23 protein-coding genes and 3 tRNA genes are annotated in these 25,310 nt (G+C 41.3%); 12 read left to right on the top strand and 14 right to left on the bottom strand.

What is annotated here, in order from left to right:
- Positions 1–129: 129 nt before the first annotated feature.
- The 5 genes from DVG78_RS02380 to DVG78_RS02360 form a co-directional block, all read right to left on the bottom strand.
- Positions 130–204 (bottom strand) — tRNA-Val (locus tag DVG78_RS02380).
- 37 nt (positions 205–241) lie between these two features.
- Positions 242–316: transfer RNA gene (locus DVG78_RS02375), tRNA-Val, on the bottom strand.
- 187 nt (positions 317–503) lie between these two features.
- Positions 504–1,256, bottom strand: coding sequence for an SDR family NAD(P)-dependent oxidoreductase (locus DVG78_RS02370; RefSeq protein WP_114459453.1), 753 nt, complete (start codon positions 1,254–1,256; stop codon positions 504–506).
- 84 nt (positions 1,257–1,340) lie between these two features.
- On the bottom strand, positions 1,341–1,685 hold the full coding sequence (locus DVG78_RS02365; protein WP_147276967.1) for an ANTAR domain-containing protein: 345 nt from the start codon (positions 1,683–1,685) through the stop codon (positions 1,341–1,343).
- 190 nt (positions 1,686–1,875) lie between these two features.
- Positions 1,876–2,511: a peroxiredoxin gene (locus tag DVG78_RS02360; RefSeq protein WP_114459451.1), complete on the bottom strand. Its 636-nt coding sequence runs from the start codon at positions 2,509–2,511 to the stop codon at positions 1,876–1,878.
- Between the two features lie 552 nt (positions 2,512–3,063).
- Between DVG78_RS02360 and DVG78_RS30180 the strand changes: the two genes are divergently transcribed.
- The 4 genes from DVG78_RS30180 (at position 3,064) to DVG78_RS02340 (ending at position 6,233) form a co-directional block, all read left to right on the top strand.
- A complete protein-coding gene (locus tag DVG78_RS30180) occupies positions 3,064–3,522 on the top strand; it encodes a hypothetical protein (RefSeq protein ID WP_199563181.1) in 459 nt (152 codons plus the stop codon).
- Positions 3,523–3,528: 6 nt separating this feature from the next.
- Positions 3,529–4,542, top strand: a complete 1,014-nt coding sequence (locus tag DVG78_RS02350) for a sugar kinase (RefSeq protein ID WP_114459450.1) — start codon at positions 3,529–3,531, stop codon at positions 4,540–4,542.
- 106 nt (positions 4,543–4,648) lie between these two features.
- Positions 4,649–6,037, top strand: coding sequence for a leucine-rich repeat domain-containing protein (locus tag DVG78_RS02345; protein WP_114459449.1), 1,389 nt, complete (start codon positions 4,649–4,651; stop codon positions 6,035–6,037).
- Positions 6,038–6,159: 122 nt separating this feature from the next.
- A tRNA-Ala gene (locus tag DVG78_RS02340) sits at positions 6,160–6,233 on the top strand.
- Between the two features lie 464 nt (positions 6,234–6,697).
- Here the strand turns inward: DVG78_RS02340 and DVG78_RS02330 are convergent.
- The 7 genes from DVG78_RS02330 to DVG78_RS30600 all read right to left on the bottom strand — a co-directional run bounded on the left by DVG78_RS02330 (position 6,698) and on the right by DVG78_RS30600 (position 16,665).
- Positions 6,698–9,994: a type I restriction endonuclease subunit R gene (locus tag DVG78_RS02330; RefSeq protein ID WP_114459447.1), complete on the bottom strand. Its 3,297-nt coding sequence runs from the start codon at positions 9,992–9,994 to the stop codon at positions 6,698–6,700.
- 8 nt (positions 9,995–10,002) lie between these two features.
- Positions 10,003–11,067, bottom strand: coding sequence for a Fic family protein (locus tag DVG78_RS02325; RefSeq protein ID WP_114459446.1), 1,065 nt, complete (start codon positions 11,065–11,067; stop codon positions 10,003–10,005).
- 135 nt (positions 11,068–11,202) lie between these two features.
- The gene (locus tag DVG78_RS02320; RefSeq protein WP_158549948.1) at positions 11,203–12,516 is read right to left on the bottom strand and encodes a restriction endonuclease subunit S; all 1,314 of its coding nucleotides are present in this window, start codon (positions 12,514–12,516) and stop codon (positions 11,203–11,205) included.
- Positions 12,517–12,521: 5 nt separating this feature from the next.
- Complete coding sequence (locus DVG78_RS02315; RefSeq protein WP_114459444.1) at positions 12,522–14,693, bottom strand: type I restriction-modification system subunit M; 2,172 nt, start codon at positions 14,691–14,693, stop codon at positions 12,522–12,524.
- A gap of 138 nt (positions 14,694–14,831) precedes the next feature.
- Complete coding sequence (locus DVG78_RS02310) at positions 14,832–16,016, bottom strand: ATP-binding protein (protein ID WP_114459443.1); 1,185 nt, start codon at positions 16,014–16,016, stop codon at positions 14,832–14,834.
- Between the two features lie 89 nt (positions 16,017–16,105).
- Positions 16,106–16,297 (bottom strand): tyrosine-type recombinase/integrase, encoded by a 192-nt coding sequence (locus DVG78_RS30605; protein ID WP_199563180.1) that lies wholly within the window; start codon positions 16,295–16,297, stop codon positions 16,106–16,108.
- Between the two features lie 116 nt (positions 16,298–16,413).
- Positions 16,414–16,665 (bottom strand): tyrosine-type recombinase/integrase, encoded by a 252-nt coding sequence (locus DVG78_RS30600; RefSeq protein ID WP_114459441.1) that lies wholly within the window; start codon positions 16,663–16,665, stop codon positions 16,414–16,416.
- 95 nt (positions 16,666–16,760) lie between these two features.
- Between DVG78_RS30600 and DVG78_RS02295 the strand changes: the two genes are divergently transcribed.
- The 8 genes from DVG78_RS02295 to DVG78_RS02260 all read left to right on the top strand — a co-directional run bounded on the left by DVG78_RS02295 (position 16,761) and on the right by DVG78_RS02260 (position 23,057).
- A complete protein-coding gene (locus DVG78_RS02295; protein ID WP_114459440.1) occupies positions 16,761–16,958 on the top strand; it encodes a hypothetical protein in 198 nt (65 codons plus the stop codon).
- Positions 16,959–17,262: 304 nt separating this feature from the next.
- Complete coding sequence (locus tag DVG78_RS02290; protein ID WP_114459439.1) at positions 17,263–17,889, top strand: L-2-amino-thiazoline-4-carboxylic acid hydrolase; 627 nt, start codon at positions 17,263–17,265, stop codon at positions 17,887–17,889.
- Positions 17,890–18,089: 200 nt separating this feature from the next.
- On the top strand, positions 18,090–18,794 hold the full coding sequence (locus DVG78_RS02285; protein WP_114459438.1) for a DoxX family protein: 705 nt from the start codon (positions 18,090–18,092) through the stop codon (positions 18,792–18,794).
- Between the two features lie 68 nt (positions 18,795–18,862).
- A complete protein-coding gene (locus DVG78_RS02280; RefSeq protein ID WP_114459437.1) occupies positions 18,863–19,288 on the top strand; it encodes a DUF1801 domain-containing protein in 426 nt (141 codons plus the stop codon).
- Positions 19,289–19,476: 188 nt separating this feature from the next.
- Positions 19,477–20,463, top strand: a complete 987-nt coding sequence (locus DVG78_RS02275; protein ID WP_114459436.1) for an NAD-dependent epimerase/dehydratase family protein — start codon at positions 19,477–19,479, stop codon at positions 20,461–20,463.
- A complete protein-coding gene (locus DVG78_RS02270; RefSeq protein ID WP_114459435.1) occupies positions 20,444–21,622 on the top strand; it encodes a hypothetical protein in 1,179 nt (392 codons plus the stop codon). The genes DVG78_RS02275 and DVG78_RS02270 overlap by 20 nt, the downstream gene beginning before the upstream one ends.
- Positions 21,623–21,723: 101 nt before the next feature.
- The gene (locus DVG78_RS02265) at positions 21,724–22,311 is read left to right on the top strand and encodes a dihydrofolate reductase family protein (protein ID WP_114459434.1); all 588 of its coding nucleotides are present in this window, start codon (positions 21,724–21,726) and stop codon (positions 22,309–22,311) included.
- A 128-nt stretch (positions 22,312–22,439) separates the two neighbouring features.
- The gene (locus tag DVG78_RS02260) at positions 22,440–23,057 is read left to right on the top strand and encodes a succinate dehydrogenase/fumarate reductase transmembrane subunit (protein ID WP_114459433.1); all 618 of its coding nucleotides are present in this window, start codon (positions 22,440–22,442) and stop codon (positions 23,055–23,057) included.
- 24 nt (positions 23,058–23,081) lie between these two features.
- Here the strand turns inward: DVG78_RS02260 and DVG78_RS02255 are convergent, their stop codons facing one another.
- Positions 23,082–24,227 (bottom strand): TolB family protein, encoded by a 1,146-nt coding sequence (locus DVG78_RS02255; protein ID WP_114459432.1) that lies wholly within the window; start codon positions 24,225–24,227, stop codon positions 23,082–23,084.
- Positions 24,228–24,297: 70 nt separating this feature from the next.
- Positions 24,298–25,236 carry an NAD(P)-dependent oxidoreductase gene (locus DVG78_RS02250; RefSeq protein ID WP_114459431.1) on the bottom strand — a complete coding sequence of 313 codons (939 nt, stop codon included), beginning with the start codon at positions 25,234–25,236 and terminating at the stop codon, positions 24,298–24,300.
- Between the last annotated feature and the right edge of the window lie 74 nt (positions 25,237–25,310).

Raw genomic sequence — 25,310 nt, 5'->3', positions numbered from 1 at the left:
GACTTTTTGGTGTGGGAGTTGAGAGATTCGAACGGCAGCGGCACGGTACGCCGCCCAGCGGCCCCGCCCCCGAACCTCTCCTTGTAAGGCAGAAAAAAAAAGCCAAGCTTGAGGCTTGACTTTTTTGTGTGGGAGTTGAGGGATTCGAACCCCCGACCCTCTGCTTGTAAGGCAGATGCTCTGAACCAGCTGAGCTAAACTCCCTTCTTATAATTGAAGGACTACTATTTTATTTTTTGTGTGGGAGTTGAGGGATTCGAACCCCCGACCCTCTGCTTGTAAGGCAGATGCTCTGAACCAGCTGAGCTAAACTCCCCTTTTGAACGCTTTTTGACTCGTTGTCCGCGTTTGGGAGTGCAAATATGGTGGCTTCAAAACACATTTCCAACTATTTTTTTTAGTTTTTTTAAGCTTATTTTCAATCTCCCTGACACTCAGCGCAGTTATGAAACATAAAAAGTAAGCCAGCCTTCAATTAACTACGCATTCGTTCTGACAAATGATTATTTTCGGTAAACGGTCGTGGGCGCTGCTTGGGCTGCCGCATAAATAGTCACATCGGCAATGGTAACGTGTGCTGGCGCATTGACGGCGTACAAAATTGTATCGGCAATATCTTCCGCACGCAAGGGCTCAAACCCTTCATAGACTTTAGCCGCCCGACTTTCATCCCCCTTGAATCGAACAAGCGAAAACTCTGTTTCAACCGCCCCAGGTGCGATGTTTGTTATTTTAATTCCGTGCTGGGTCAAATCAAGACGCATACCTTCGCTAATGGCTTCTACCGCTTTTTTGGAAGCACAGTAGACCGCTCCGTTGGCGTAGGTTTGCTTACCAGCCACCGAACTGATATTTATTATATGACCTTTGCCACGTTCAATCATACCTGAAATCACCGCCTTTGATACGTACAAAAGTCCTTTTACATTTCCATCCATCATCGCGTCCCAATCACTAAAATCACCGCCCTGTATCGGCGACATTCCATGTGCATTACCTGCATTATTGACCAAAATATCAATAGACTGAAAATCAGCAGGAAGAGAAGCAATGGCTTTCATTACGTCGGCACTATCACGGACGTCAAAAAGGAGTGTAGTGGTTTTCACCTGCTTACCCAATGCTTCTGCTAGTTCAGTTAATCGTTCTTGACGGCGACCGCACAAAATCAAGTTAATACCCGCCTTTGCAAAAGCGAAAGCGGTGGCTTTTCCGATGCCCGAGGTGGCACCCGTAATAAGAGCTATACGTGACATGAATATAAGAAGTAGAAGTTGATAAAGGCCAAAAATGGCCACAAACCATTTAAAATACAAATAGAAACCCCTTTTGTTAACACCTCAATCTTCGGTGGAAAGAAGCAAATCAATAAGAGTATTTAAAATATCCTTCGAAAAAGGTGTTTGCAAGTAGGCAATTTTGTGGGAAGATGAGGCTGACTGAATGGTTCTTTCATTCGCATCATTAATCAAAATTATGGGTAAGTGTGTACCTTTTGTCTCTATATAAAACCCCATTTGAGAGTAATGGCATAAAATTAGATTAGGCTCTTCCCTAAAGCTCTCAGCTAAACCTGTTGAGTCATCCGAAGCAAATAAAACCTCGAATCCTGATTCCTTGACCATTTCTTCTATGGCACTAATTTCCTTCAGCTTCTCCTTTACTAAAAGGATTCTAGCATTCAACCTCCTCATTTTTTGGGTAAAGGGTAAAGTGGTAGCTTTTAAGTGCTCTGTATCAGATGTAAAGATACGTCATTGCATTGGATTATTTATATGTTACTACATTTAAATAATGTAAAGGATAAGAAAAGCCCCTATCTTACAGAAGACAGGGGCTTTTTCTAATAAAATGACAATAGACGAAAACAACCTTTTATTTATTAGGCTGAGGTGTATAACGTAAATACGGCTTTACAATATTCAGCCCTTTGGTAAATTTCTTTTGGGCGTCTTCGGTCGAAACCGCAGGCACAACGATTACATCCTCACCGTCTTTCCAGTCGGCGGGCGTAGCTACCTGATAATTGGCGGTTAATTGTAGCGAATCTATTACCCGAAGTATTTCATTAAAATTACGTCCCGTTGAGGCAGGGTAAGTAAGCGTCAGTTTTATTTTTTTATCGGGTCCAATCACAAATACTGAGCGTACAGTTGCTTTCTCACTGGCATTGGGGTGAATCATGTCATACAACGTTGCCACATTGCGGTCGCCATCGGCTATAATCGGAAAGTTTACAACGGTGGAGTTCACTTCGTTGATATCGGGCACCCAACGATTATGAGATTCCAAATCATCTACGCTAACCGCAATAACTTTAACATTGCGCTTTTCGAATTCACCTTTCAGAAGAGCCGTTCTGCCTAATTCTGTAGTACAAACGGGCGTAAAATCAGCAGGGTGCGAAAAAAGAAGCCCCCACGAATCACCAAGCCATTGGTGAAAACTAACGTGACCTTGTGTTGTGTCTGCTTCGAAATCCGGAGCTACATCGCCTAATCTTAGTGACATATTCTTGAATGATTTTTGGTTGAACAATTGTTTTTACTTAATCTCTATGGATTTAATATGTTAACTTACACTTTGGTTGGCATTTAAGGAGCCATACATATTTTATTCAGTACAAAAGGAATACAACGAGTAAATCGAATTTGTTCCACGTTTTTGTTTTTTAAACTAAACTTTAGTTATAAAGCGTTTTTATGACAAGTTTTACGGATATTTTTTAGAAAAATGCGTTGCAACAGGCTATATTGCCCTTTTTTATGCCTTTTAACATTCATTCCAGCCTACCTGTCGTTTGGTTCAGAGCACCATTCTGTGGTGCCAGAAGACACACTAAAACCTCACTTAGGTATATTTTCTAGAATCTTTGACGTGCAAAAAGACTCCATCAAGCGTAGGCCAAAGCTTACTTATACGCTAAATTGGGACGCTAGAAGCTCATTTGTTGACAAAAAACTGGTCAATATCTGGGGTGTAAATACGGGAATTTCTTTTGGAAGGAATCGCAATGAACTTACATTTGGATATTACTGGCTTACATTTAATTCTTTTTTAAGATTGATTGATTTGCGAAAAAATGCCTCCCGGCTCATCAATTTGGGATATTATACCAAAACAGATTTATACTATTTTAATCTGATGTATTGGCCCAATATTATTGAAAACAACCGATGGCGTTTTAGTATTCCCGTAGAGCTGGGCATCGGAGCCACCCAAAGCACCGCCAACAAACTATTGAGCGACCTCTTTATTTGGCGAAGAAAAGACTTCTTTATGCCTGCCCAAATCGGCCTTTATGCCAAATGGAAAGCCACCCGCTGGGTTGGGTTAAGTGTACAAGGAGGGTATCGCTATGCGATTTATCAACAAAATTTACCTACCAATTATAACGGTGCTTATTATAGTTTTGGATTTACGCTGGAAAGTGCTTTGTTTAAAGATACCTTTCATTTGGCAAAGCAATCGTTGAAAAAACGTAAGGCAAAAAAGAACAAACCCAAAGAACAATCCCTTTAAACGAATATGAAAAAAATTGTTACGTTCGGTCAAATCATGATGCGGTTGTCACCGCCGGGATTCACACGCTTTGTACAAGCCCATCAGTTTGATATAACGTATGCCGGTGGCGAAGCCAATGTAGGGATTGCCACCGCCCAGTGGGGCGTAGAGGCGGTGCACGTAACGCGTTTTCCAGATAACGATATGGGGCGCGCGGCCATTATGTATCTTCGCAAATATGGACTCAATACTTCCGAAATTCATTGGGGAGGCGACCGGCTGCCTGTTTATTACGTCGAAAACGGGGCCAATGCCCGGGCAAGTCAGGTAATCTACGACCGCATGAACGACTCTTTTTGTACGCTTGATGAGCGAGAGTTTGACTGGGAGCGTATTCTTAAAGGAGCTGATTGGTTTCATTTTACGGGCATTACGCCCGCTTTGTCTAAAAGCGCGGCACATGCTTGCCTACAAGCCGTTCAAACGGCGCGTAAATTGGGAGTAAAAGTTTCGGCAGATGTAAACTACCGCAAAGGGCTCTGGCAATGGGGCAAAACACCCAAAGAAGTAATGCCCGAATTGGTCGAGTATTGCGACCTGATTGTTTGTGGAAATTCTAATGCCGACGAATTGTTTGATATTTATCCCAAAGCGGGCGACAAAAACAGCTGGGTCTCAACGATGAAACAAGTCATGGAACGTTTTCCAAACCTAAAATTGGCATTGGATACCAAACGACAATCCATCAGCGCTTCGCACAATGAACTGAAAGGGAAGGCTTTTGACGGCCACACCTATTTCAAAACCATCACCCACGACCTCCACCACATCGTAGACCGAATCGGAAGCGGGGATGCCTTCATTGCTGGTTTTTTGTTTGGTTACGATTATTTCAAAAGAGACCTGCAACGCACCCTTGATTTTGCCACTGCCGCCGCCGCACTAAAGCACACCGTAGAAGGCGACTTCAATTTGGTAAGCATAGAAGAGATACAACGATTGGCCACGGGAGATACGTCAGGGAAGTTGTCGAGGTAATGGAAGTTGTAGCTTGGTTATATATAAGTTTTTTCCATAAAAAGGTTTGATGTATATAATATTAAAACTAATTTCGTAGTTAATTAGTAACTAACCCTAGTTAGCCATGAAACTCATCTACGGAGCGCTGTTTTTTTTAAGCATTATTTCGGCTTCAGCCCAAATCAACATCATGCCCTTTGCCGAAGCGGCAAAGAAAGGTTTTACGTATCGGCAGTTGGATAGTATATACCGTGGACAACGCACGTTTTATGAAGGCACGCAAGAAGAATATGTAAAAGAAGAAAATGCGCTTCTGCGTCGAAAAAGCCAAATTGCCCGTAAAATTTTTGGCATTCGGACCGACCCTGCCGCTATTGCATATCATCTTTACACTGGCAAAACGGGTAAGTTTGAATATCTTTTGTACGAAATACGCGGTAGAATTTCGGCTGAATCAGAAAAACAGCTCATTGACTCTCTCAGAATATTACTTGACAATTACCGTTTTGGCGTCAAAATCGTTTCTTCACACGTATCTTCCCATTTCCTGAATCTGGGGCTTATTCGAACGATTCCGAAAGGCGACAGTGTCATTAGCAGCTTGGAAGCCGCACTGTCGACTTCACGCCCCGATACCGTCAAGATTCTGGCCCTGAATCAATTAGAACTCACAAAGGTACCTGACCTTATTTATCGTTTCCCCAATATGAAGGAGCTAAATCTAAGTTTTAATGAGCTAAAAAACGTTTCGATTGATATAAGCCGCCTTCCAAAATTACGACAGATATGGCTCAATAACAATCAATTGACCGATAGCAATTTGCAACTCACCAAAAACAAAACGCTACGGATTTTAAACATACAAGGAAATCAATTTACGAACATTCCTGCGGCCGTTAAAAACTCCCGACGACTCAAAAGCTTGTGGATGGGTTATAACAATCTCACGGCGCTCAACCAAAGGAGTTTTACAAAAATGCGGCATTTGCAAGACATCAATCTATATTCCTGCGGACTTAAATCTATCCCCAAAGGAATTGTAAAACTGCGGCGGTTGGAGGTATTAGACGTTTATTACAATGAACTCTCCACCCTGCCCTCTTCCCTGAGTCGGATGCGGAAATTACAGCAACTAGCCCTTTCTCACAACCAACTCACCCAACTTCCCAACAATCTGGGAAAATTAAAAAATCTACAAACCCTCTATCTGCACCATAATCGGCTCGCCCAACTTCCCAAAAGCATTGGTAAACTTAAATCACTGCAAATTTTGGACATCGGTTACAATCAGTTCAGCACGCTGCCCAACCAAATTGCGTATTTGCAACGTATCGAAGAGATTGATATGAGTTATAACAATCTGAGTGAGGTCCCTGCCCCCATTCCTCACTTGCGTCAGCTAAAAAAGGTTTATTTACGTGAAAACCCTGTTGCTCAGGACCTACAGCTTCGCGAACGCTCTAAGCCTATCGTACAAGTATTGGAAGGGAATGATATTCAAGTTTCATATTGAAGTTTTTTTTTAAAACCAACTTGCAAATGTCATATCAGACCTGCATCTTTGCAGTCCCGTTTGAGAGGTATGGCACACTAACAGTGTTTTATACAATCAAAAAAACGGAACATTGACATAATGGGGGATTAGCTCAGTTGGCTAGAGCGCTTGCATGGCATGCAAGAGGTCATCGGTTCGAATCCGATATTCTCCACCCTGATTATCAACGACTTACAGACCATTCTGTAAGTCGTTTTTGTTTTTGCTCAAACATTTTTGATTTGTTCGAGCAGCTTAGGAAAGATGAAATTTTGATTTTTGTGGCCGTGTATTTATTGATTCTTTGATTTCTATTGTGTTTTTCACCAGCTTCTCTTCAATTCAATAACATATTTTGCAAGGTATATAACCCATTCCTCTGGCTTCTGAGACACTAACTTCTCCTCTACTCGCCTTACATCTTTTAAAACCAGCGCACATATAGGCATGATAAGCATACGCATTTTTGCTATAACATACATATACTCTCGCTTCTTGAACACGGGTTCGGGTAACATGTTCTACACTCAAAAATTATGAATCGTAAAGGTTTTAATCCAACAAAAAATCCCTCAAAGCGACAAAAAAAGCCGCTTTGAGGAGCTCATAACAGCTACAGGAAATTTTTACCAGTTTTTTCTAAGCCACAAATCCCAATCCCATCTGCGCCAGTCCATAGAAGTGCTGAAAAGTGACATCCACTTTTTGCGAAAATACCAAACGGTCGTAGCCGGGTTCGGGAAGGTGCTGGCCGAGAATCTGTTGGATTTCCCATCTTACTTTTTCTTGGGTGGCTTTTTCTTTGTGCCATTCCTGAATCAGGATTTTGTTTTTGGCATCAAACAGTTTTTCCAGCAGGGTCTTGGCGGCGAGTTTGACGCTTTTTTCCTCTTCTTTGGTGAGCTTTTCTTTCTTCAACAAATCAAATAACTCCTGCTCCGCTTCCGTCATTTCATTTTTGGCGGCGCGTTGTTGTTCTTCATTTAAGGTTTCCGCCTGTTTGATGAGTGCCTCGTAGGCTTCCTCAATGGAGAGACTGCCCGAATTGTAATCGTCAATGACCTTTTGGAAATTGGCCAGAAATGACCCTCTCGTTTTATTTTGAGCCAACATCTGTTTGAGCTTGATTTCCAGCAGTTCCCGAAGGTCGGCAAATTGGATATTCTTGTGTTTCTTTTCGGGGAATTCAAGGCGTAATTGCTCAAAATTTAGCCGACTCAAATCAATTTGTTTGGAGTCGTCGATGGTGTATTCCGCTTTGCTTTCGGCCACCAAATCACCTTTGCCGACTACGCTCGAATCCAGTAATTCGTCAATTTTCTTTTTGGCCCGTTCTACAGCCTCGTCACGGTCCACGTTACGGTCTACGACGTCTCTGAGGTATTGGAAAACATCGCGGCCTTTTTTGAGAATGGGATATTCATACACTTCGGGTTTGGCCGAATCGTACAACGACGCGATGGTGTTGACATATAACCCTAACTGTTTGCGATGTTCGTCTTTGGCTAAAATCAGGTTGGCATATTCCTGAAACAGCTCAATTTCTTTAAATCCTTTTTCTCCAAGTGTCAGGATGCGGTCTATATCGGCCCCCAGGTTTTGGCAGTAAGCTTTGGCTTCGTCGATGGATTGTTCCAGCAGTTGCAAAAGTTCCTCAAATTCCTTAGCGGGGTATTCGTCATCGTCATCCGTTTTCGGCAGCTTCCCTTTGGTGCCTTCAGCATAGGCGGCCAACGCAATTTTCAGGTTTCGGAACACACCGAAGTAATCAATCACCAAACCGTTTTTTTTGCCTTCAATTACCCGATTGGCGCGGGCAATGGTCTGCATCAGGGTGTGATTTTGGAGGGGTTTGTCCAGATAAAGGGTGGAAACGGAAGGGGCATCAAAGCCCGTCATCCACATGGCAGTGACGAATACGATTCGATAGGTGTTGTTTTCGTCTTTGAAATAATCTTCAATGTTTCGACCATCATCGTCAGGTTGGTCTATTAATGCACGGTGAGGTTTGATGTTCAGGCCCACATCAGCAAATGCTTTTTCTTCTTCTTTGTCGCCTCCTTCCTGACTGATGACCACCGCCATTCGGGTTTCCAGCATAAAGGCCAATGCCCGTGAATAGCGGTTTTTAAGCTCCTTGTCCCGTTCAACGGCTATTTTTTTACGCAGCAGTTTGATTTCTTCCTTCAGGTGGTATTGTACTTTGTCGTACATTCTGACGGCCGTAAACTTGTCAATGCTGATGACCATGGCCTTCATGGGCTTGCGGTTTCCTTCGTCATCGTCTACGTCCAATCGGTAAGGAAAATGTTGTACGATGTGCTTGGCGATTTCTTCCAGACGGTCGTCGCGGCGGACTACGTTCAACAGCGTGGAATATTCCCGATCCAGTTTCTTCTTCTGGTCTTCGCTCAGGTTTTCGTCTTCCAAAATCGCGGCGGCCTCCCCTACCAATTCGGGGTTGATTTGCTCCACACGCGGCACACTCTTTTTGTAATAAATAGGCACCGTGGCACCATCTTCAATGCTTTGAGCAAAATTGTATTCCGACACGTAGGGGCCAAACCAGTCTTTGGTAAGCTCACTGCGGAGCAGAGGCGTACCCGTAAAGGCGATGTATTGGGCGTTGGGCAGACCGATGCGCATGTTTTCGGCCAGTCCTTTGTATTGGGTGCGGTGGGCTTCGTCCACCATCACAATCCAGTCGTTGCGGTCGGTAAGCTGCTTGAAGGTTTTACCGCTTTCAATGCCAAATTTGAAAATCAACGTAAAGACGTAAGCGCGGTTGGATTGCAGATACTCCCGAAGTTTTTCTTTGTCGGCTGGACGAAAATAGTTTTCCTTTTGGTCTTTGGTTTCAACAATGGTTTCGGTTTCGTTGAAATTTCGGTAAATCTGACTGTCCAAATCCCGACGGTCGGTGATAATCAGAAAGGACCAGTTGCCCGTGACTTTTCGATGAATCTTTTTGGAGAAAAAAATCATCGAATACGATTTGCCTGACCCCTGTGTGTGCCAGAAAACGCCCAACTTCCCTTTGTTGGTGTCTTTGCCTTGCAGTCCCGCAATGGCATTGTTTACGCCTAAATACTGGTGATTTTTGGCAATGATTTTGACCTTGTTTTTGTGATAAAGTACAAAGTTTTCGAAGTAATCAATGAGCGTGTCTTTTTGGCAAAGTCCCTGCCCAAATAGCTTGAGGCTCAGGTGCTCGCCCGTTTGCTCGCTTTCTTTTTCGATTTCCTCTTTGGTGGGTTGGTCGTGAGTGATGGCGGTGTCGGTCAACTTGAGCCAACTGAAAAAATGGTCCCAAGGCGCATTAAAACTGCCAACTCGGGTTTGGATGCCGTTGGAAATGCAGACAAACAGGTTGTACCAAAACAATTGAGGAATGTCGCGGCGATAATCGGTCAGGTTTTTGTCATAGCCCGTTTTTACCTTTTCGGTGGCGTTTTTCAGTTCAATCATCACCAACGGCAGACCGTTAACGTACAGCAGCAAATCGGGACGGCGCGTAATGGTCTGCGTCTGTTGGTATTCGATGCTTAGTTGCGATACCAGCAAAAAATCGTTTTTGTTGTCGGCACTAAAATCAATGATGCGGACGTAATCGTTGACTTCACGCCCCAACGTATTTTTATAGGCAACAGGAACGCCGTTTTTGATAAGTTCGTAGACTTCTTTGTTGGCCAGAATCGGCGTAAGCGTGGCCCGACTTTTGGTGATTTCGCCAATGGCGTACGTGAGCGACGATTCGGGAAGGTGCGGATTCAGCACTTCCAGCTGAGTTTTCAACCGATCTTTCAGAACCACTTCTTTGAGGCTGCTTCGACCCAACAACTGTTTTTCCCAAGCGTTGATGTGCGTGTAGCCCAGTTGATTGACAAAAAAATCAATGTCGGCAACTTCAATGTGTGATTCGTTGAGATAGGCCATTGGGTGTTTTATTGTTGCATTAATAACTGTATCAATCTTTGATTAATAAAGTAGTTGGTTTTGCCGAGTTTTACTTTCGTCAACAGGTTGTTTTCCGCAAAAATCTCTAAATACTTGGCCGCCGTCAGTCTGGTTACCTGACAATCCTGCATCACAAATTCAATTTTGGTGTAGGGATGTTTGAAGAGGTTGTCCAACAGTTCTCTACTGTAAATTTTAGGATGTGATTCCTGACACCACACTTTTGTTTCTTCCAATAATACCCGAATCGCTTTGATTAAATCTATGGTATAAAGAGCGGTGTTTTCAACGGCTTCCAACATAAAACAAATCCAACTTTCCCAGTCGTTATTGTCTCTAACGGCTTGCAGTTTTTGATAATATTGCCCCTTATGGCGTACGATATAACGGCTGAGATACAGCACTGGAACGTCTAACAAATTTTTGAGTACAAGGTATAATAGATTGATAATCCGCCCTGTACGCCCGTTGCCGTCAAAAAAAGGGTGGATGCTTTCAAATTGAAAATGGATAATCGCCATCTTGACCAGAGAATCCCAATCGGCCAATTCATCATTGTTGATAAATTGCTCTAAATTTGACATCAGGCGAATGATCTCGTCATAGTCCTGTGGGGGCATATAGACCACCTCGCCGGTTTGTTGGTTTTTCAGCACCGTACCGGGCAAGCGTCGGATAGCGCCGTTGGTTGGTTCGAGTATATCCAGTATCTGCAATAAGTGTTTGGTACTCAGAAAGCCATACTGTTTTACTAAATCATGGCCCCTTTTGAGCGCGGCCGCGTAGGATTGGACTTCTTTAGCGGCGGCCGAAACCTGCAAATCAAGCGATGCTTTGAAGAGTTCGTCGTGGGTAGTAATGACATTTTCGATGGCCGAACTGTCTTTGGCTTCCTGCAACGATAAGGTGTTTATCAATATATTTTGGTCGGGAATGGTGGCCAAAATCCCTTTGAGCTCGGCCAGGGCTTTGTTGGCCTGCAACGACTTTTTTAATACCGTTTTTGTTTCTACCTCGCCGATATTCGGCAGTTCTTTGATTCGATAACTCATTTTCCTTGTTTATCTCATGTATAAATTTATGGATTTTTTATACATGAACTACCGAACGTGTATAAAAAAAAGCGTTTTTTATACATGAGCGCTCCATTGTTTTGTGAAACAGGCTATGTAAGAGTGGTTGGTTCCCTATGAGTGATGATATTCTCCCTCCGTTTCTGCTGCCATTGGCCACTGTTCCGCGTTTTGCTCCAATACATATTCCTTTGCCTCTGCCAATCCCTCCACACTCAGTTTGCCGCTGATGAGCCTCGGCAATAACAAATCGCGGGTTTGCTGGAGGAGTTGGTTTTTGGATTTTAAAATAAAAATTTCATCAATCATTATTCCTACTAATTTGCTAAAACTTGCAAGTACTTCACTATGGGGAATAAGTAATTTAATGTTTTCAATCTGTTCACCACTAATGTTCGGTTGTGCAGCACCTAAAGCGAAATTATTCACACTGCTTTTGAAATCATCAGTCTTTGTAAATTGATAAATAAAAGCTTGATTAAATGCCACTTTTGACTTATTGAAAAACTTCCCTACCCGTTGATTTAAATAATAGGGTTCGTTTTGAGTATAAAAAAGCGCCACTTTCCCAATTGTTGCCCCTGTCATTGCTACAAGTAAATCACCGTTCTGAATCTCAAATTTTTTAATTCTATCATTAATTTCACCTGAGTATCGGTCACAATTAATCGTATCTACTTCCAAATTGTCAATATTCCTAATTTTAATTATTGGGTAGCCTATTTCGCCAAAATCTTCACTCTTAAAAGCAAAGCCCGATTTAACATTGTATAAACTACCAATACTGCCATTCTCCCACCCCTTCGGCAAGCCATCCACAAACTCCGTATTTTCATAATTGGGAAAGCGAAGACGCACAAACCACTCTTTGTAAATCTCCTCGGCCATTTCTTCCAACAGCTTGATACGCTGCTTGTTGTTTTCAATCAGCTCGTCATAGGCCGAGAGGATGGAGGCGATTTTTTGTTGGATATGAAGCGGGGGGAGAGAGATTTTATAGTTGGGAAAATCTGAAATAGAAATTCTATCAACAGTTGCACCTGAAATTTTTACGGTTTCTATAAAAGCTCTCCAAGTAGGACTTAAAAAATAATGATAGAGGTATTTTTCATTAACTACTGATTTATTCACTCGAATTAAGGCCATTCGTCTCCCCAAACATCCTCTGAACCCTTCAGGTATCAAAGCATATCTATGGAGTGTTGCTTCATAAGAAAACACAATGTCATTTTGTTGAGGAACAACCCTTTTTGTCCATTGAGGAAACTCTTTTTCTGAAATATGCCTAATATTTGAAAAATCAATTCCTCCATTTTCATGTATGTTTTTGATTCCCAAAAAGACAGGACCTTCATCAGATGGCTCAGGAGTAGCATGTGGACCATCATAAAATCCATCCATTATATCTTTAAATTGAAACTCTGTCATTCGGTTCATGCAATAAACTCTTTACCCATTTTAGTAATTAAATTACTTAGTTCAATAGCCCTTTCTGATTTGATAGTGAACTCAGTAAGTAAGTCGTTAAATCTATTTTTAAACTCTCTAACTGAGATTTCGTCTCCTTCCACTTCCACTCCCACATACCGCCCCGCATTCAGCGAATAATCCTGTTCATCAGCGTACTCAGTTTTATCAGCGGCTTTGCACAAGCCTACAATGTCCACATATTTGGCTTCGGGAAAACGGCTTTGCAGCCAATCCATGTTGCTGTGCCAGTAGGTCAGGGTATCGGTAGCGGTTTTCCAGTGTTGGTACAGCTCGTCAAGGGCTTTAGGGAGGTTGTTGAGTTCCAGCTCAGGCCAAGCCCTGTCGTTTTTGATTTTCAGGCTTTTATCGGCTTCGGCCCATAGTTCGCTGAGGGTGTCTTTGTGGGTTTTCAGAAGGGCGTCGGTGGCTTTGAGGGCCGTGAGGTACTCGCGCAGGGTTTTGGCAAAAGCCAATTGGGCGGCGTTTTCTTCGGCTTCGCTCAAAGAACAAAGGGGAAGCGCAGCCACGGGCAACGGTAAGGCGGTAAGTTTTTGAATAAGATCAGCAACGGCTCCTTTGGCTTCCCCAAACAGCCCGCCTTCTTTGGCCGTGCGTTTGGCTTGGCTGTCGGCGGCATATTTTTGGAGGTTGGTCAGGCCCGTTTTCAGTTTGGTTTGCAGCGCTTCAAAAGCTATTGGAACGGCCGCCTGCGCTTCCATGGCCTGCTTGGCGTAGTGGCTGATGAGGGCGAGGTAGCGGTCAGTTTCGCCCCGGTACAGGCGCACGATAGCGGCAAGGTTTTGGATTTGCTCCTCTTTCCATTCGCGGTGTGCGCGGTCTATTTGGTGGTACACATTGCGGGCATCCAAAAACAAAATCGTGTCTTTGCGCTCAGAGTGAGCTTTTTGTTTGTCAAAAAACCAGAGCGTAGCGGGCAGCGTTACCGTAAAAAACATGTTGGAAGGCATCGACACCATGCAGTCCACAATACCGCTGTCCACAATCTTTTTACGGATTTCGTACTCCGAATTGCCTGCATCCGAGGCCGAGTTAGGCATCACAAAGCCCGCGCGTCCTTTTTCGTTGAGCGAGGTCGCAAACAACGATACCCACAGGTAATTAGCATCCGTAATGCTGTCGTCGGTGTTTTTGCCTTTGTTTTTGGGTAAGCCAAACTGATAAAAACGTGGGTCGTTTTTGACGGTACTTTCTTTGACCGATTTTACATTGAACGGCGGGTTGGCCATCACAAAATCAAACTTCCCCAAGCTGTTGTACGGGTCGCTCTCATACGAATTGGTTTCCGTAATTTCGCCCCGTATGTTATTGACCATCAGGTTCATTTTGGCCAGTCGGGCGGTTTCGCCCATGTACTCCTGTCCGTATACGTAGATGTCGCTGAGGTCGTGTTTGGTTTCCTGAATAAACTTGGCACTTTGCACAAACATACCGCCCGAGCCGCAGGCGGGGTCGTAGATTTTGCCCGCAAAGGGCTCAATCACTTCCACAATAAACCGCACCACCGACGTAGGCGTGAAGAATTCACCGCCTTTTTGGCCTTCACTCATGGCAAACTCCCCTAGGAAATATTCGTAGATTTTACCGAACACATCGCCAGTGGCATCTTTCGGAATATCGGAGAAGGTTTTGAGCAATTGCGGCAGAATGTCCGCTTTCTTTTTCTCAATTTCAAAATACGCCTCTTTGGGCAACACATCCTTAAACTTCTCGTCCTGATGCTCCTCAATGCCCTCCATGGCTTTTTGCAGTGCTTTAGCCATGCTTTTATCGCCGGGGAGCGTCAGCAGATAATCATACCGGGCGTAGTCCGGCAGGTAAAACCCGCATTTGGATAAGGCAATGGATTCGATGGAACGTTCGAGTCGGCTGCCTTTCGTGGCCAGATACTCATTCAGAATCTCGGCTTCGTACTGACTGTATTTATTTTCGGAGAATCGCAGAAAAATCAATCCTAACACGGGTACGGCGTAGTCAGCGGCTTTGATTCCGCCATAGGCTCTTAATGAATTGGCCGAAGCCCACAGGTCATTCTCTAATTTCTTGAGTTGTTCGTTGGTCATACTATAAATCTTACGGATACGTATAAAAGGCCGCAAGGTTACGGTATCTAACATAACTTTACAAATAACACCTGCAACCTTTCAGGACCATCTCAGTTCTTCCATTAAGAAAGTACTTTAAAATCTATATCAAAGTTTTTTAGACACTGTAAAAGTTCCATCAATCATGAGACCCATTTCCTGTAAAAAGTATCAAGAATCTGCCAATAAACCTTCATTTCCAAGATATCTCCAGACTGTTGCTATATTACATACCCTCAGATTGCTTCTAAGCCAATAATCATCAGCTTGCGGTGTAACAATCAGATTTTGTTTTGCCTCTAAATCTTCAATGGCTACGGTATTTCCTCGGCTAGTGTTGGGATTGTTGCCATATTTAATTTCAAGCGTCATTTTTACCTGTGTATTTTGGACCAGTACCAAATCAAGTTCTGTTTTATCTTTGGTTCGGTAAAAATAGGGTTCCACATCCGAGCGTAAATTGGCGATAATTTGTTGAATGACGTACCCTTCCCACGACCGCCCCAAACCAATATTTCCCTGCAACCCCTCAAAATTTTGAATACCCATCAGGTGATGAAGCAAGCCTGTATCTGTAAAAAACAATTTGGGAGACTTTACCAAACGTTTGCTGACATTGGCAAAATAGGGTTCTAAGCGTCGAATCAAAAAAGCAGATTCCAGAAAGCCAATGTAAGTCTTAACGGTGGGCTGGGAAATATTGAGCGAGTCCGATAAATCGCTGTAAGTCAGTAATCCTCCCTGCACATTGGTCAACATCCTTAATAAGTTTCGAGTGGTGTCGGGAGTAGCAGGCAATCCTAAAGCAGGTAAGTCTCGTTCGACGTATGTCTGAACAAATCCCCTGAACCATAGTTCGGCCGCTTTATCGTTGGGAGCCAATAGCGCGTCAGGAAATCCACCCCTTAACCAATGCTGTTGGTAAGTAATCTGTACTGTTGAAATTTCCCGATAATGAAGCGGATGCATCTTTAGATAAACAATCCTACCTGCCAACGTTTCTGAACTTTGACGTAAAAGATCAGGAGAAGCCGAACCCAACAGGATAAACCGCCCCGGCTGGCGATGTTGGTCAATCATCGAACGAAGTAACGGAAATAATTCAGGCATTCGTTGGATTTCATCCAATATGACGATTTCGTTTTGGTGTTCCTGAAAGTACAAATCAGGCGCATTTTGTAACTTGACTCGGTCAGCAAAGTACTCCAAATCTAAATAAACACTTGGTTTGTTCAATTGAGCAACCAGTGTTTTTACGAAAGTGGTCTTTCCCACCTGACGAGGCCCCAAAATGGCAACCGATGGTAAGTAAGAGAGCCCTGCCAGCACCTCTCCTACTAAACTTCTATCAATCATATATCATTATTTATTCAGACAATAATAAAAATAATTTTTACTATTGTCTGAATATTGCCAATTTATTTTAGAAATATCGTGTGCATTTATTAAAGCATTGAATTAGCGATATTGCTAAGGGTTTCTGTATCAAAACTTTGGAGATATATTTCAGTTACTCGCTCCGATTCATGTCCCATCAATTCTTTGATTCGGGCGGTAGGTACTTCTTTTCGGTAGAGAGTGGTAGCAAAAGTATGACGGGCCGAGTAAGTGGTCAGGTTCTCGTCAATACCTACCAACTTCGCGATTTCTTTAAGGGGCGTGATTTACCTGCTTCAACACTTTATCTATACGACTGTCAATCTGAGTAGAGGTTTTATGAATCAACGATAGCAACGCCGCCAAACAAATATTCCTACGGCCTTTGGGCTGAAATATAATTTTTTAGTCCACGAATTAGATGTTCAGATAGTGGCACATAGCGGTCTTTCTTCCCCTTACCTTGCACTACTTTTAGTTGCCTGCGGTCAAAGTCTAAATCGGCCAATTTTACACTCCGAACTTCCAAACAACGCAGTCCGCATCCATACAAAAGTCCAATTAAAACCTTGTTTTTGAGCAAAGTACAAAATTTTAGCATCGCCCAAACTTCCTGTTTGATCAGCACAACGGTAGTTTAGAATCTTTTTGTATGGCAGGTAAATGAAGATACTTGTAAGGTAATCCTTCGCTCTTTAAAAGAAATCGAAGACCATAAACTGTATGTTTAAAATAGGTTTGGGATGGGGTTATGCTCAGCTGTTGAAGCATGAAAAGATATTCATGGACCTGTACGCGGTCGAGATCGGTGGGGATTTTGCCATAATGCAGCGCGATGGCCGCAATATGCATGGAATAGTTTTTGAAAGTACTTGGGCTGCGGCCAAGTATCGAAATACTGCGCTCAAAACGGTGGATTAATTCCTGAAAGCCGCGCACTTCTCGGCCGGCACGATTGATGAGCGTATTCTCATGTAGCTCATCAGAATTCTTTTTTTGTCATGCTAAAGTTTAAGTTTAAATTGGACTCAAAATTAAGCCTTTAGGGGAAATATAGCTACCGAAGGTTTTGTTCAACAGCAGTTTGGCAATATGGCGGCTGAAGTGCTTCTATGAAACATTTGTGCAGGGTTCAAATGAAGTACTTTTATTGAACTTTTGTGCTAAGAATCCGCCACATTGCGGACTCTAAAAACCTGATACCCGAAAAATAGAAAAGGGACAAATGGACAATTACAGAAAATATTTTATAAAATATGTAAAGAAAAATTATCCAAATGACTTCGACAATATTCTTGCCGAAACTGACAGACATTACAATATTATTTCGGTAGACACAGCATTTGCAAAAACTTCAAAAAACCCAATTGACAGACGACTTGATTTTAGTTCATACTTTTTAGCACTCATTAAGGCACTTGATGAAAAAGCTGAAACATTTGAAAACATACGAAAAATTTGTCTTCAAATTACGACAGAATATGTTCAACCTAAAAGTAAAATTCAAGAGTTTTTTAAACGACTTTTACCAAGAATAACAAACACTTGGTTTGGACAAATATTAATAAAAGCCTTTCATAAACGAGTAAGTGTAAATACAAACGCAGACGGTTTTATTGCCAACATTATAACAGACAAAAAAGAAACATTTGGACTTGGCTACGGCGTAGACATAATTGAATGTGGTATATGTAAATTGTTTAAGAAACATAACTATTCAAAATACGCCTCCATACTTTGCGAAGTTGACGAAATTACATCGAAACTTGCAGGACTTCAATTATTTAGAACAGGAACAATTGCAAACGGCGCAAAAATGTGTGATTTTAGATTTAAATTACAAGAACAGTAAATTAAGGCAGACGAATGACAGAAGCCCGATTTGCAAACAGCCGTTTTGCAAAAGCGGGGGTTTCATGCTTTTATGAAAGTAAATTGCTAAATTCAAGCTTTGTGCATCTAATGAAGTTTAGTGCTAAAAACCCCCGCTTTTGCCAAGCCGAAAACCATTAGTGGCAATTAAAAAGATAACACAAAACATAAAAAAACAATATGTCGAATAAACTTGAGCAATATTATTATGAAGCAAAGGAAAACAAATGGTATGGCTACTTTGCCGTTTTTTGCCGTTTGACCTTGGCTGTTGCATGGATAATTTCAGGTTTAGTAAAAATTAAAGGAGAACGCTTTGCTGCTGGCTTGTCCCATAATCATCCATTGGGACAATATTTTGATGCTTTACTCAATACAGGCTACTATTATACATTTATTGGGGTTGGGCAAGTCATTGTTGCTATCCTATTACTCATTCCAAGAACTGCACTACTAGGTGCAATCAGCAGTTTCCCTATTATACTGAATATTTGTGTACTGACATATTCAGTTCGGTTTGAAGGCACTCGTGCTGCAACATTTATGTTATTGGCCAATCTATTTTTATTGTGTTGGGACTACAACCGCTTAAAATCTATTCTTCCATTCAAACAGGATAAATTGGATGCTTACTCTACTAAAGAAAAACCGTTGAAAAGCAGATTTCCATTTTTATTTTTTGGAGGAGTTGTGGCAACTCTTGCTTTAGTTGTCTTTTTAAACAATATCATATATGACATTCGACCTGGTAATTCACCAGAGGAATGCTGGAATGGATGTCCAGATAATAATAACCCAAAAGCTTGTGAAGAATTTTGTGATTGTATTCATAACAAAGGCAAACCGATTGGCAAATGTTTAGAAGAGTACGAGAAGGCAAAATAAAGAGAAAATCAGGATAGTTTGAGGACAATAAACTGAATGATAAGATATACAACCAATCGTAATATTATATGAACATGCAAGAACAAATCGAAAAATATATTGGCAGCCAACCTGAACCAAAACGTTCTGAAATAGAAGCGTTGCATCTGCTTATACTTCAAGCTTTATCAAATTGCAAACTATGGTTCTTTGATGGCAAAGACGAGAAAGGAAAAATTGTTTCTAATCCTCAAATAGGATATGGTCTTCAAACAATAAAATATGCTGATGGAAAGACCAAAGAGTTTTATCAAATTGGTGTCAGTGCAAACACGACAGGCATTTCAATTTATATTATGGGCATTGAAGACAAAAAGTATTTGCTCGAAACCTATGGAAAAACAATAGGCAAGGCAAATGTAACAGGCTATTGCATTAAGTTCATAAGGCTAAAAGACATAAATATTGATGTGCTTGAAAAGGCAATACGTGATGGTGTAAAGCAAACAACTTAACTGACCATATTTAAGCAATCGCATGACAACGAACCGCTAACATCGGCTTGGCAATATGGCGGGTTTAATACTTTTATGAAATTCTGAAAGCATTCGGAATGCACGGTTCAACATTAGGAATTCTCATATCCTTTAGTGCAAAAAACTCTACACCATCCCCTACTCGTTAAATACCATTAGAATATTGTATGAAAATATTTATTACTGGAATCACAGGATTATTAGGAAGGCATGTTGCAGAATTATGCTTTCGAGAGGGTCATGAAATTTTTGCTTTAGTTCGCGACAAAAAAATAAACAACTCTAACTTTCCATTTGAATTAGAGATTTGTTACGGAGATTTATCGACCTTAGATTCTATCCCAGAGAAGCTTAATCATTCAGAAATAGTCATCCATTGTGCTGCAAATACAAGTATGCTCTCAATAAAAAACACAAAACAGGAGGAAACGAATATCAATGGAATTAGAAATTTAATTATTGTATCTAAACAAGCTAATATAAAAAAATTTATTCATGTTAGTTCAGCAAACACTATTGCACATGGCGATATATTTTTCCCAGCCGACGAATCAAAAAAATTAGCACTTGCAGATTATAGACTACCATATATAAATACAAAGATTATTGGAGAAGAAATTTTATTAAATGAATTTAAAGTAAACAATTTCCCAGTTATTATTTTAAATCCAACATTTATTCTTGGACCATGCAACCTTAATATAAGTTCTGGTAAATTAATTTTAGCAGCAATAAAAAAACCAATATTACTTTTCCCAAGTGGAGGAAAAAATATAGTGGATGTTAGAGATATTGCACGAGTAATAGTTAATAGTATACACAAAGGAAAAACGGGAAACAACTATTTACTAAGTAATGAAAATTTAACTTATAAAGAGATATTTACACTCGCATGTAAATATGCAAATGTAGTTACCCCCAAATTTAAAATACCCTATTCTCTTGGTGTTGTCATTGGATACATGGGATCATGTTTTGAATTAATCACAAAAAAAACCACAACCATTAATATTAAAACAATGAGATTGTCCTATCAAAACCATTATTACAACGCTGATAAGGCAATAAAAGAACTTTGCTTTACGCCACGCCCTGCAAAAGAAACAATAAAAGACACTGTAAGCTGGTTTAAAAATGAGCACATATCAAATTAAAGCGGTTGAAACCAAAAAGGACATTATTGACTTTTATCAACTTCCATTCAAAATTTACAAGGAAGATGTTAATTGGATTCCCCAGGTTAGGCAAGAAGTTGAAGGCGTATTTCTTAAGAAGAAAAACAAATATTTTACCCATGGTATTTGTGAAAGATGGATATTAAAGAATGATAAAAATGAAACTTTAGGGAGGATTGCTGCATTTATTAACGAAAAAAAAGCTTACACATTTAAACAACCTACTGGTGGAATTGGCTTTTTTGAGTGCATAAATGACTATGAAGTGGCAAGTAGTTTATTTGACCATGCAAAAAACTGGCTGTCTTCTAAGGGAATGGAGGCAATGGATGGTCCCATAAATTTTGGGGAAAACAATAAATTTTGGGGACTTTTAATAGAAAACTTTAATTTCCCTACCTACTATGGACAAAACTACAATCCTCCTTATTATAAAAATTTATTCGAAAAATATGGCTTTAAGGTGTATTATTATCAGCTTATAAACTATCGTCAAATCAATGATCCATTACCTGAGAAATACAAACAAAAAGCAGAAGCAATTATCAATGACACCTCTTTTAGTATAAAAAAAATAGAGATCAAAAAGATAGAAAAATATGCAGAAGATTTCAGAAGTGTTTATAATGCCGCTTGGGTAACACACGATAATTTTAAAGAAATGTCGATGGAATTAGCCATTTCTATTTTTAAAAAAATGAAACCAATTATAGATGAAGACCTAATTTGCTTTGTTTACCACAATAATAAACCAGTAGCATTTTGTTTGGGAATACCTGACATAAATCCAATTTTCAAACGATTAGATGGAAATTTAAATCTATTTGGTAAATTTAAATTTATGGCTTTAAAATTATTTATTAAAATTTCAAGGGCAAATGGGGTTGCTATAGGAGTTCATCCAGAATTTCAGAAAAAAGGCATTGAAGGAGCAATATTTACAGACCTAGCTAAAAGATTGCAAGGTAATTCTAAATATACTGATATGGTTGTTACTTGGGTAGGTGATTTTAATCCTAAGATGCAATATATATTTGAAGATATAGGATTTGTAGTAAAATCAAAAATGGCGACCTACAGGAAAATATTTGATGAAAATGTTCCCTTTGAGCGATGCCCAATTATTGATAAAACGTAACGAATAAATAACAATAGCGGAGGTTCTATGCTTCGCAGACACATTTATACAAGGTTGAAGTTTAGTTCTAAAACTCTTCGCCATCGTAAACCTACAAAAATATGAGAAAAATAATTTCATTTATGCACATATCGCTTGACGGTTTTGTAGCAGGGCCAAACGGAGAAATGAACTGGATTAAAGCTGATGAAGAAATTTTTGATTATGTCGGTAAGCGGATACGCGAAGGCGACACTGCATTATATGGGCGATTAACTTATCAGATGATGGAAAGTTACTGGCCTACCGCAGCAGACAAGCCGACGGCAACCAAACACGACATTGAGCATTCAAAATGGTATAGCAAAGTTAATAAAGTTGTTTTATCAAAAACAATGAAAGACACTGGTTTGACTAACACGAAATTTATTAGCGACAACCTTTCGGACAGCATAAATGAAATAAAAAAATCCCGTCCCGCATCAGGCGAGAGCAAAGAGATTTTGCTTTTTGGTAGCCCCACAGCAACACATTCACTTATGCAACAGAATTTAATTGACGGTTACTGGTTATTTGTTAATCCTATTATTCTTGGGCAAGGTATTCCATTGTTTGTAGACATCAAAGACAAAATAAAACTAAACCTATTGAGTACTCAACAATTTACTTGCGGGGTAACTGAACTGAATTACACAGTGGACAGGCAATAAAAACGAATCGCTAGCTTTGGGTTTGTTGCTATGCTGGCAATTGATTCCTCGTTCGTTATCAGCAGCGGTTCTAAGCAGACGTATTTCCGTTCAACTTTTAATAGAAACCACTAATATTTCAAGCATGTATGACAACAAAGAAAATTCATCATATATCAGGATTGACAATAACACTTTTTGTAGGGCTTCATTTATTTAATCATTCGTTGAGCTTTTGGGGCGCTGAGAGGCACATCGAAATGATGAATACTTTGCGGGTATTTTATCGTAACCTCTTTGTTGAAACAATTTTATTACTTGCCGTATTTACACAAATTATTTCAGGCCTGAATCTTTTCAAAACAAACAGAAAAAAAGCCGTTTCTTATTTTGAAAAACTTCAAATTTGGACAGGACTTTACTTGGCTATATTTTTCATCATTCATTTAAGCGCCGTTTTTGGGGGACGACACTTTCTGCAACTTGACACAAATTTTTATTTCGGAGTAGCAGGCCTGAATTCATTTCCTTTCAACCTCTTTTTTATTCCTTATTATGGATTGGCAATTCTCTCCTTTTTTGGACATATTGCTGCGATTCATAACAAAAAAATGAAAAAGTCTATTTTGGGTTTGACCCCAAACCAACAATCTACAATCATCTTGGCTTTGGGCTGCGTTTTTACAATATTCATATTTTATGGACTAACGAACCATTTTAACGGCGTAACAATCCCGAAAGAATACGAAGTGCTAATCGGAAAATAAAAACAATCAGCCCCATCCCTATTCCTAATACAGCATTACTTTAGGCGTGGGGCCTTCTTCTACCGCATAAAATTCCGAGCCCGAAAGCCACCCAAATTGGAAAGTTCCCTTGGTGATGGGGCGTAGTTTTTCGGTCGTTAAGTCATACAACCAAATGTGCGACTGCCCCGAAAGTGTGGAAGAAAACAACAATTGATTCCCCGAGGGCGACAATCTAGGCCACTGAACCGCGCCTTTGGGCGGCGTCACAAACAGGGTTTTAGTGACGGCATCCTTTGCGGGGTCGTAGTTCACAATCTCCTGCGCCTCTCCCGAAACCGTGCTGTAACGATGCACCAACAATGAGCGGCTATCGGAGGTCCAAGCCATGTCGTAGGGCTGGGACAAGGTGGTGCGTTTATCGGTATTGGTATCGGCATCGTAGAGCCACACATTTCCCGTACGGTTGTAGTCGGTGTAAGCGATTTTCTTACCGTCGGGGGCCAAGGCCGCAAGCCACACATTGGCCGTTGACGGCAGCGTAAACTCACTGAAGGTTTCCTTATTAATGTCGTATATGACGTACTTTCGACGTTGATTTACCGACGTTTCAAACAGAATTTGCTCCCCACTAGCGCCCCAATTTCTAAAAAAAATCGTTGAAGGATACGAAAGCTTTTGGGCTTTTCCCGAAACCAATTGCGTCAACGTCAGCTCTTTAGACTCCTGCGACTGAACCAAGGAATAAGTAGCCGTCGGGGACAAGTAAAAACTGACAGCATTGGTGGTTTGTAACAGTTCTTTGACTGGTTTCAACCGATTGGGAATCACCAAAATAGGCGTACTTAATTCCGACCAGTACTCACCTTTACTGCCTTTTACGGCTACATAATACACTTTATCCACCTGAAGGCCAGTAAGTTCAATATTTTTTTGGTCGGTGGTTTGAATCAATTTTAAATTTGAAGGGCTCCCCTCCGCCATCCACACTTCTGTTTTATCAAAATCCACGGGTTGAGGCCCTGTGGTTCCGACGAAAACGCTTCCGATAGACTGGATAGTCACTTTCTCCTCGGTATAGTTGGCTACCGCGCTCATCAGCAGAGGGTCGTTGGGAGAGGGTTCGGGGGTTTTATTGCACGCAAAGGTCACAACGAGCAACGCCGCAAAAAGGGGTAACGTCTTTTTCATAACAAACTAAAATGGTTATTTCTCTCTATAATGACGGTTTTGCGGCGGCAATAGTTGTATGACGCCCCAGCTATTTTTCGACCGACAAACTCGCCGTAATCTGTTTCACCAACGCCTCGTTTATTTTCGCGTAACTTTCCTGCGTCCAGCCTGCCACGTGGGGAGTCAGTATCACCCGCGACGAATTGCAGAGGTAGTCAAACGATTTTTGTTGTTCGGGCGTCAAGGTCTTCAATTTTTCATTTTCCAGCACGTCCAAACAAGCCCCCCTGATTTTGCCGCTTTCCAACCCTTTGACGATGGTTTCCATGTTGACAATTTCGCCCCGCGCGATGTTGAGCAAAAAAAACGGACGGGCTACGTTTGCCACAAAATCATCATTGATCATGAGTCGGGTTTCGGCGGTTAGCGGTACGTGCAGGCTGATGACATCGGCCTGGGCCATGATTTCTTCCAACGACGACTCTTGCGCGTATTCATCGCCGTAGTTGACCAAATATTTATCGTAGGCCAACACTCGACAACCAAACCCGCTCAATCGTCGGGCGGTGGCACTGCCGTTGAACCCGTAGCCAATGAGGCCCACGGTTTTTCCCATCAGCTCAATTCCGCGATTTCCTTCACGGTCCCAAATTCCCTGCCGCACCTCGCGGTCCGCTTTGACGATATTGGCAAACAATCCCAACAACATCCCCACTAAGTGCTCGGCTACGGCGTCGCGGTTTCCTTCGTTGGCCGCAAAAACCTGAACATTCCGTTGTTGAACGGCCTCCATGTCAATCAAATCCAACCCCGCTCCTGCCCGAGCCACAAAGCGCAAGAGAGGAGCATGCTGCAATACTTCTTCATCAATAACGGTTTTACTCCGAATAATAAGCCCCTCATATTCACCAATATGGCTTAAAATTTGGGGACGTTTGAAAGTAGGTTCATAACGATACAACAGGCCCGCTTGGTCCAACATCGGAAACAGAGAGGGGTGCATTTCGTCAACTATTAAAATTTTCACGACAGTGTCAGTTAGTAATCGGCACAAAAATAGTGCGGTTTATTCGTAAATTGCAGCGTCATTACTAAAACGAT

Source organism: Runella aurantiaca, from assembly GCF_003339505.1.
Classification (GTDB): domain Bacteria; phylum Bacteroidota; class Bacteroidia; order Cytophagales; family Spirosomataceae; genus Runella; species Runella aurantiaca.
Note: the sequence above shows the minus strand (reverse complement) of the source record. Positions and strands in the feature narration are given on the sequence as shown.

Coding starts and splice junctions, on each gene's coding strand:
- DVG78_RS02295 (WP_114459440.1), top strand. CDS start 16,761: ATGTTTAAAATAGGTTTGGGATGGGGTTATGCTCAGCTGTTGAAGCAT.
- DVG78_RS02315 (WP_114459444.1), bottom strand. CDS start 14,693: ATGTTAGATACCGTAACCTTGCGGCCTTTTATACGTATCCGTAAGATT.
- DVG78_RS02275 (WP_114459436.1), top strand. CDS start 19,477: ATGAAAATATTTATTACTGGAATCACAGGATTATTAGGAAGGCATGTT.
- DVG78_RS02345 (WP_114459449.1), top strand. CDS start 4,649: ATGAAACTCATCTACGGAGCGCTGTTTTTTTTAAGCATTATTTCGGCT.
- DVG78_RS02320 (WP_158549948.1), bottom strand. CDS start 12,516: ATGACAGAGTTTCAATTTAAAGATATAATGGATGGATTTTATGATGGT.
- DVG78_RS02270 (WP_114459435.1), top strand. CDS start 20,444: ATGAGCACATATCAAATTAAAGCGGTTGAAACCAAAAAGGACATTATT.
- DVG78_RS02330 (WP_114459447.1), bottom strand. CDS start 9,994: ATGGCCTATCTCAACGAATCACACATTGAAGTTGCCGACATTGATTTT.
- DVG78_RS02350 (WP_114459450.1), top strand. CDS start 3,529: ATGAAAAAAATTGTTACGTTCGGTCAAATCATGATGCGGTTGTCACCG.
- DVG78_RS02260 (WP_114459433.1), top strand. CDS start 22,440: ATGACAACAAAGAAAATTCATCATATATCAGGATTGACAATAACACTT.
- DVG78_RS02265 (WP_114459434.1), top strand. CDS start 21,724: ATGAGAAAAATAATTTCATTTATGCACATATCGCTTGACGGTTTTGTA.
- DVG78_RS02280 (WP_114459437.1), top strand. CDS start 18,863: ATGAACATGCAAGAACAAATCGAAAAATATATTGGCAGCCAACCTGAA.
- DVG78_RS02290 (WP_114459439.1), top strand. CDS start 17,263: ATGGACAATTACAGAAAATATTTTATAAAATATGTAAAGAAAAATTAT.
- DVG78_RS02285 (WP_114459438.1), top strand. CDS start 18,090: ATGTCGAATAAACTTGAGCAATATTATTATGAAGCAAAGGAAAACAAA.
- DVG78_RS02255 (WP_114459432.1), bottom strand. CDS start 24,227: ATGAAAAAGACGTTACCCCTTTTTGCGGCGTTGCTCGTTGTGACCTTT.
- DVG78_RS02360 (WP_114459451.1), bottom strand. CDS start 2,511: ATGTCACTAAGATTAGGCGATGTAGCTCCGGATTTCGAAGCAGACACA.
- DVG78_RS02310 (WP_114459443.1), bottom strand. CDS start 16,016: ATGATTGATAGAAGTTTAGTAGGAGAGGTGCTGGCAGGGCTCTCTTAC.
- DVG78_RS02325 (WP_114459446.1), bottom strand. CDS start 11,067: ATGAGTTATCGAATCAAAGAACTGCCGAATATCGGCGAGGTAGAAACA.
- DVG78_RS02370 (WP_114459453.1), bottom strand. CDS start 1,256: ATGTCACGTATAGCTCTTATTACGGGTGCCACCTCGGGCATCGGAAAA.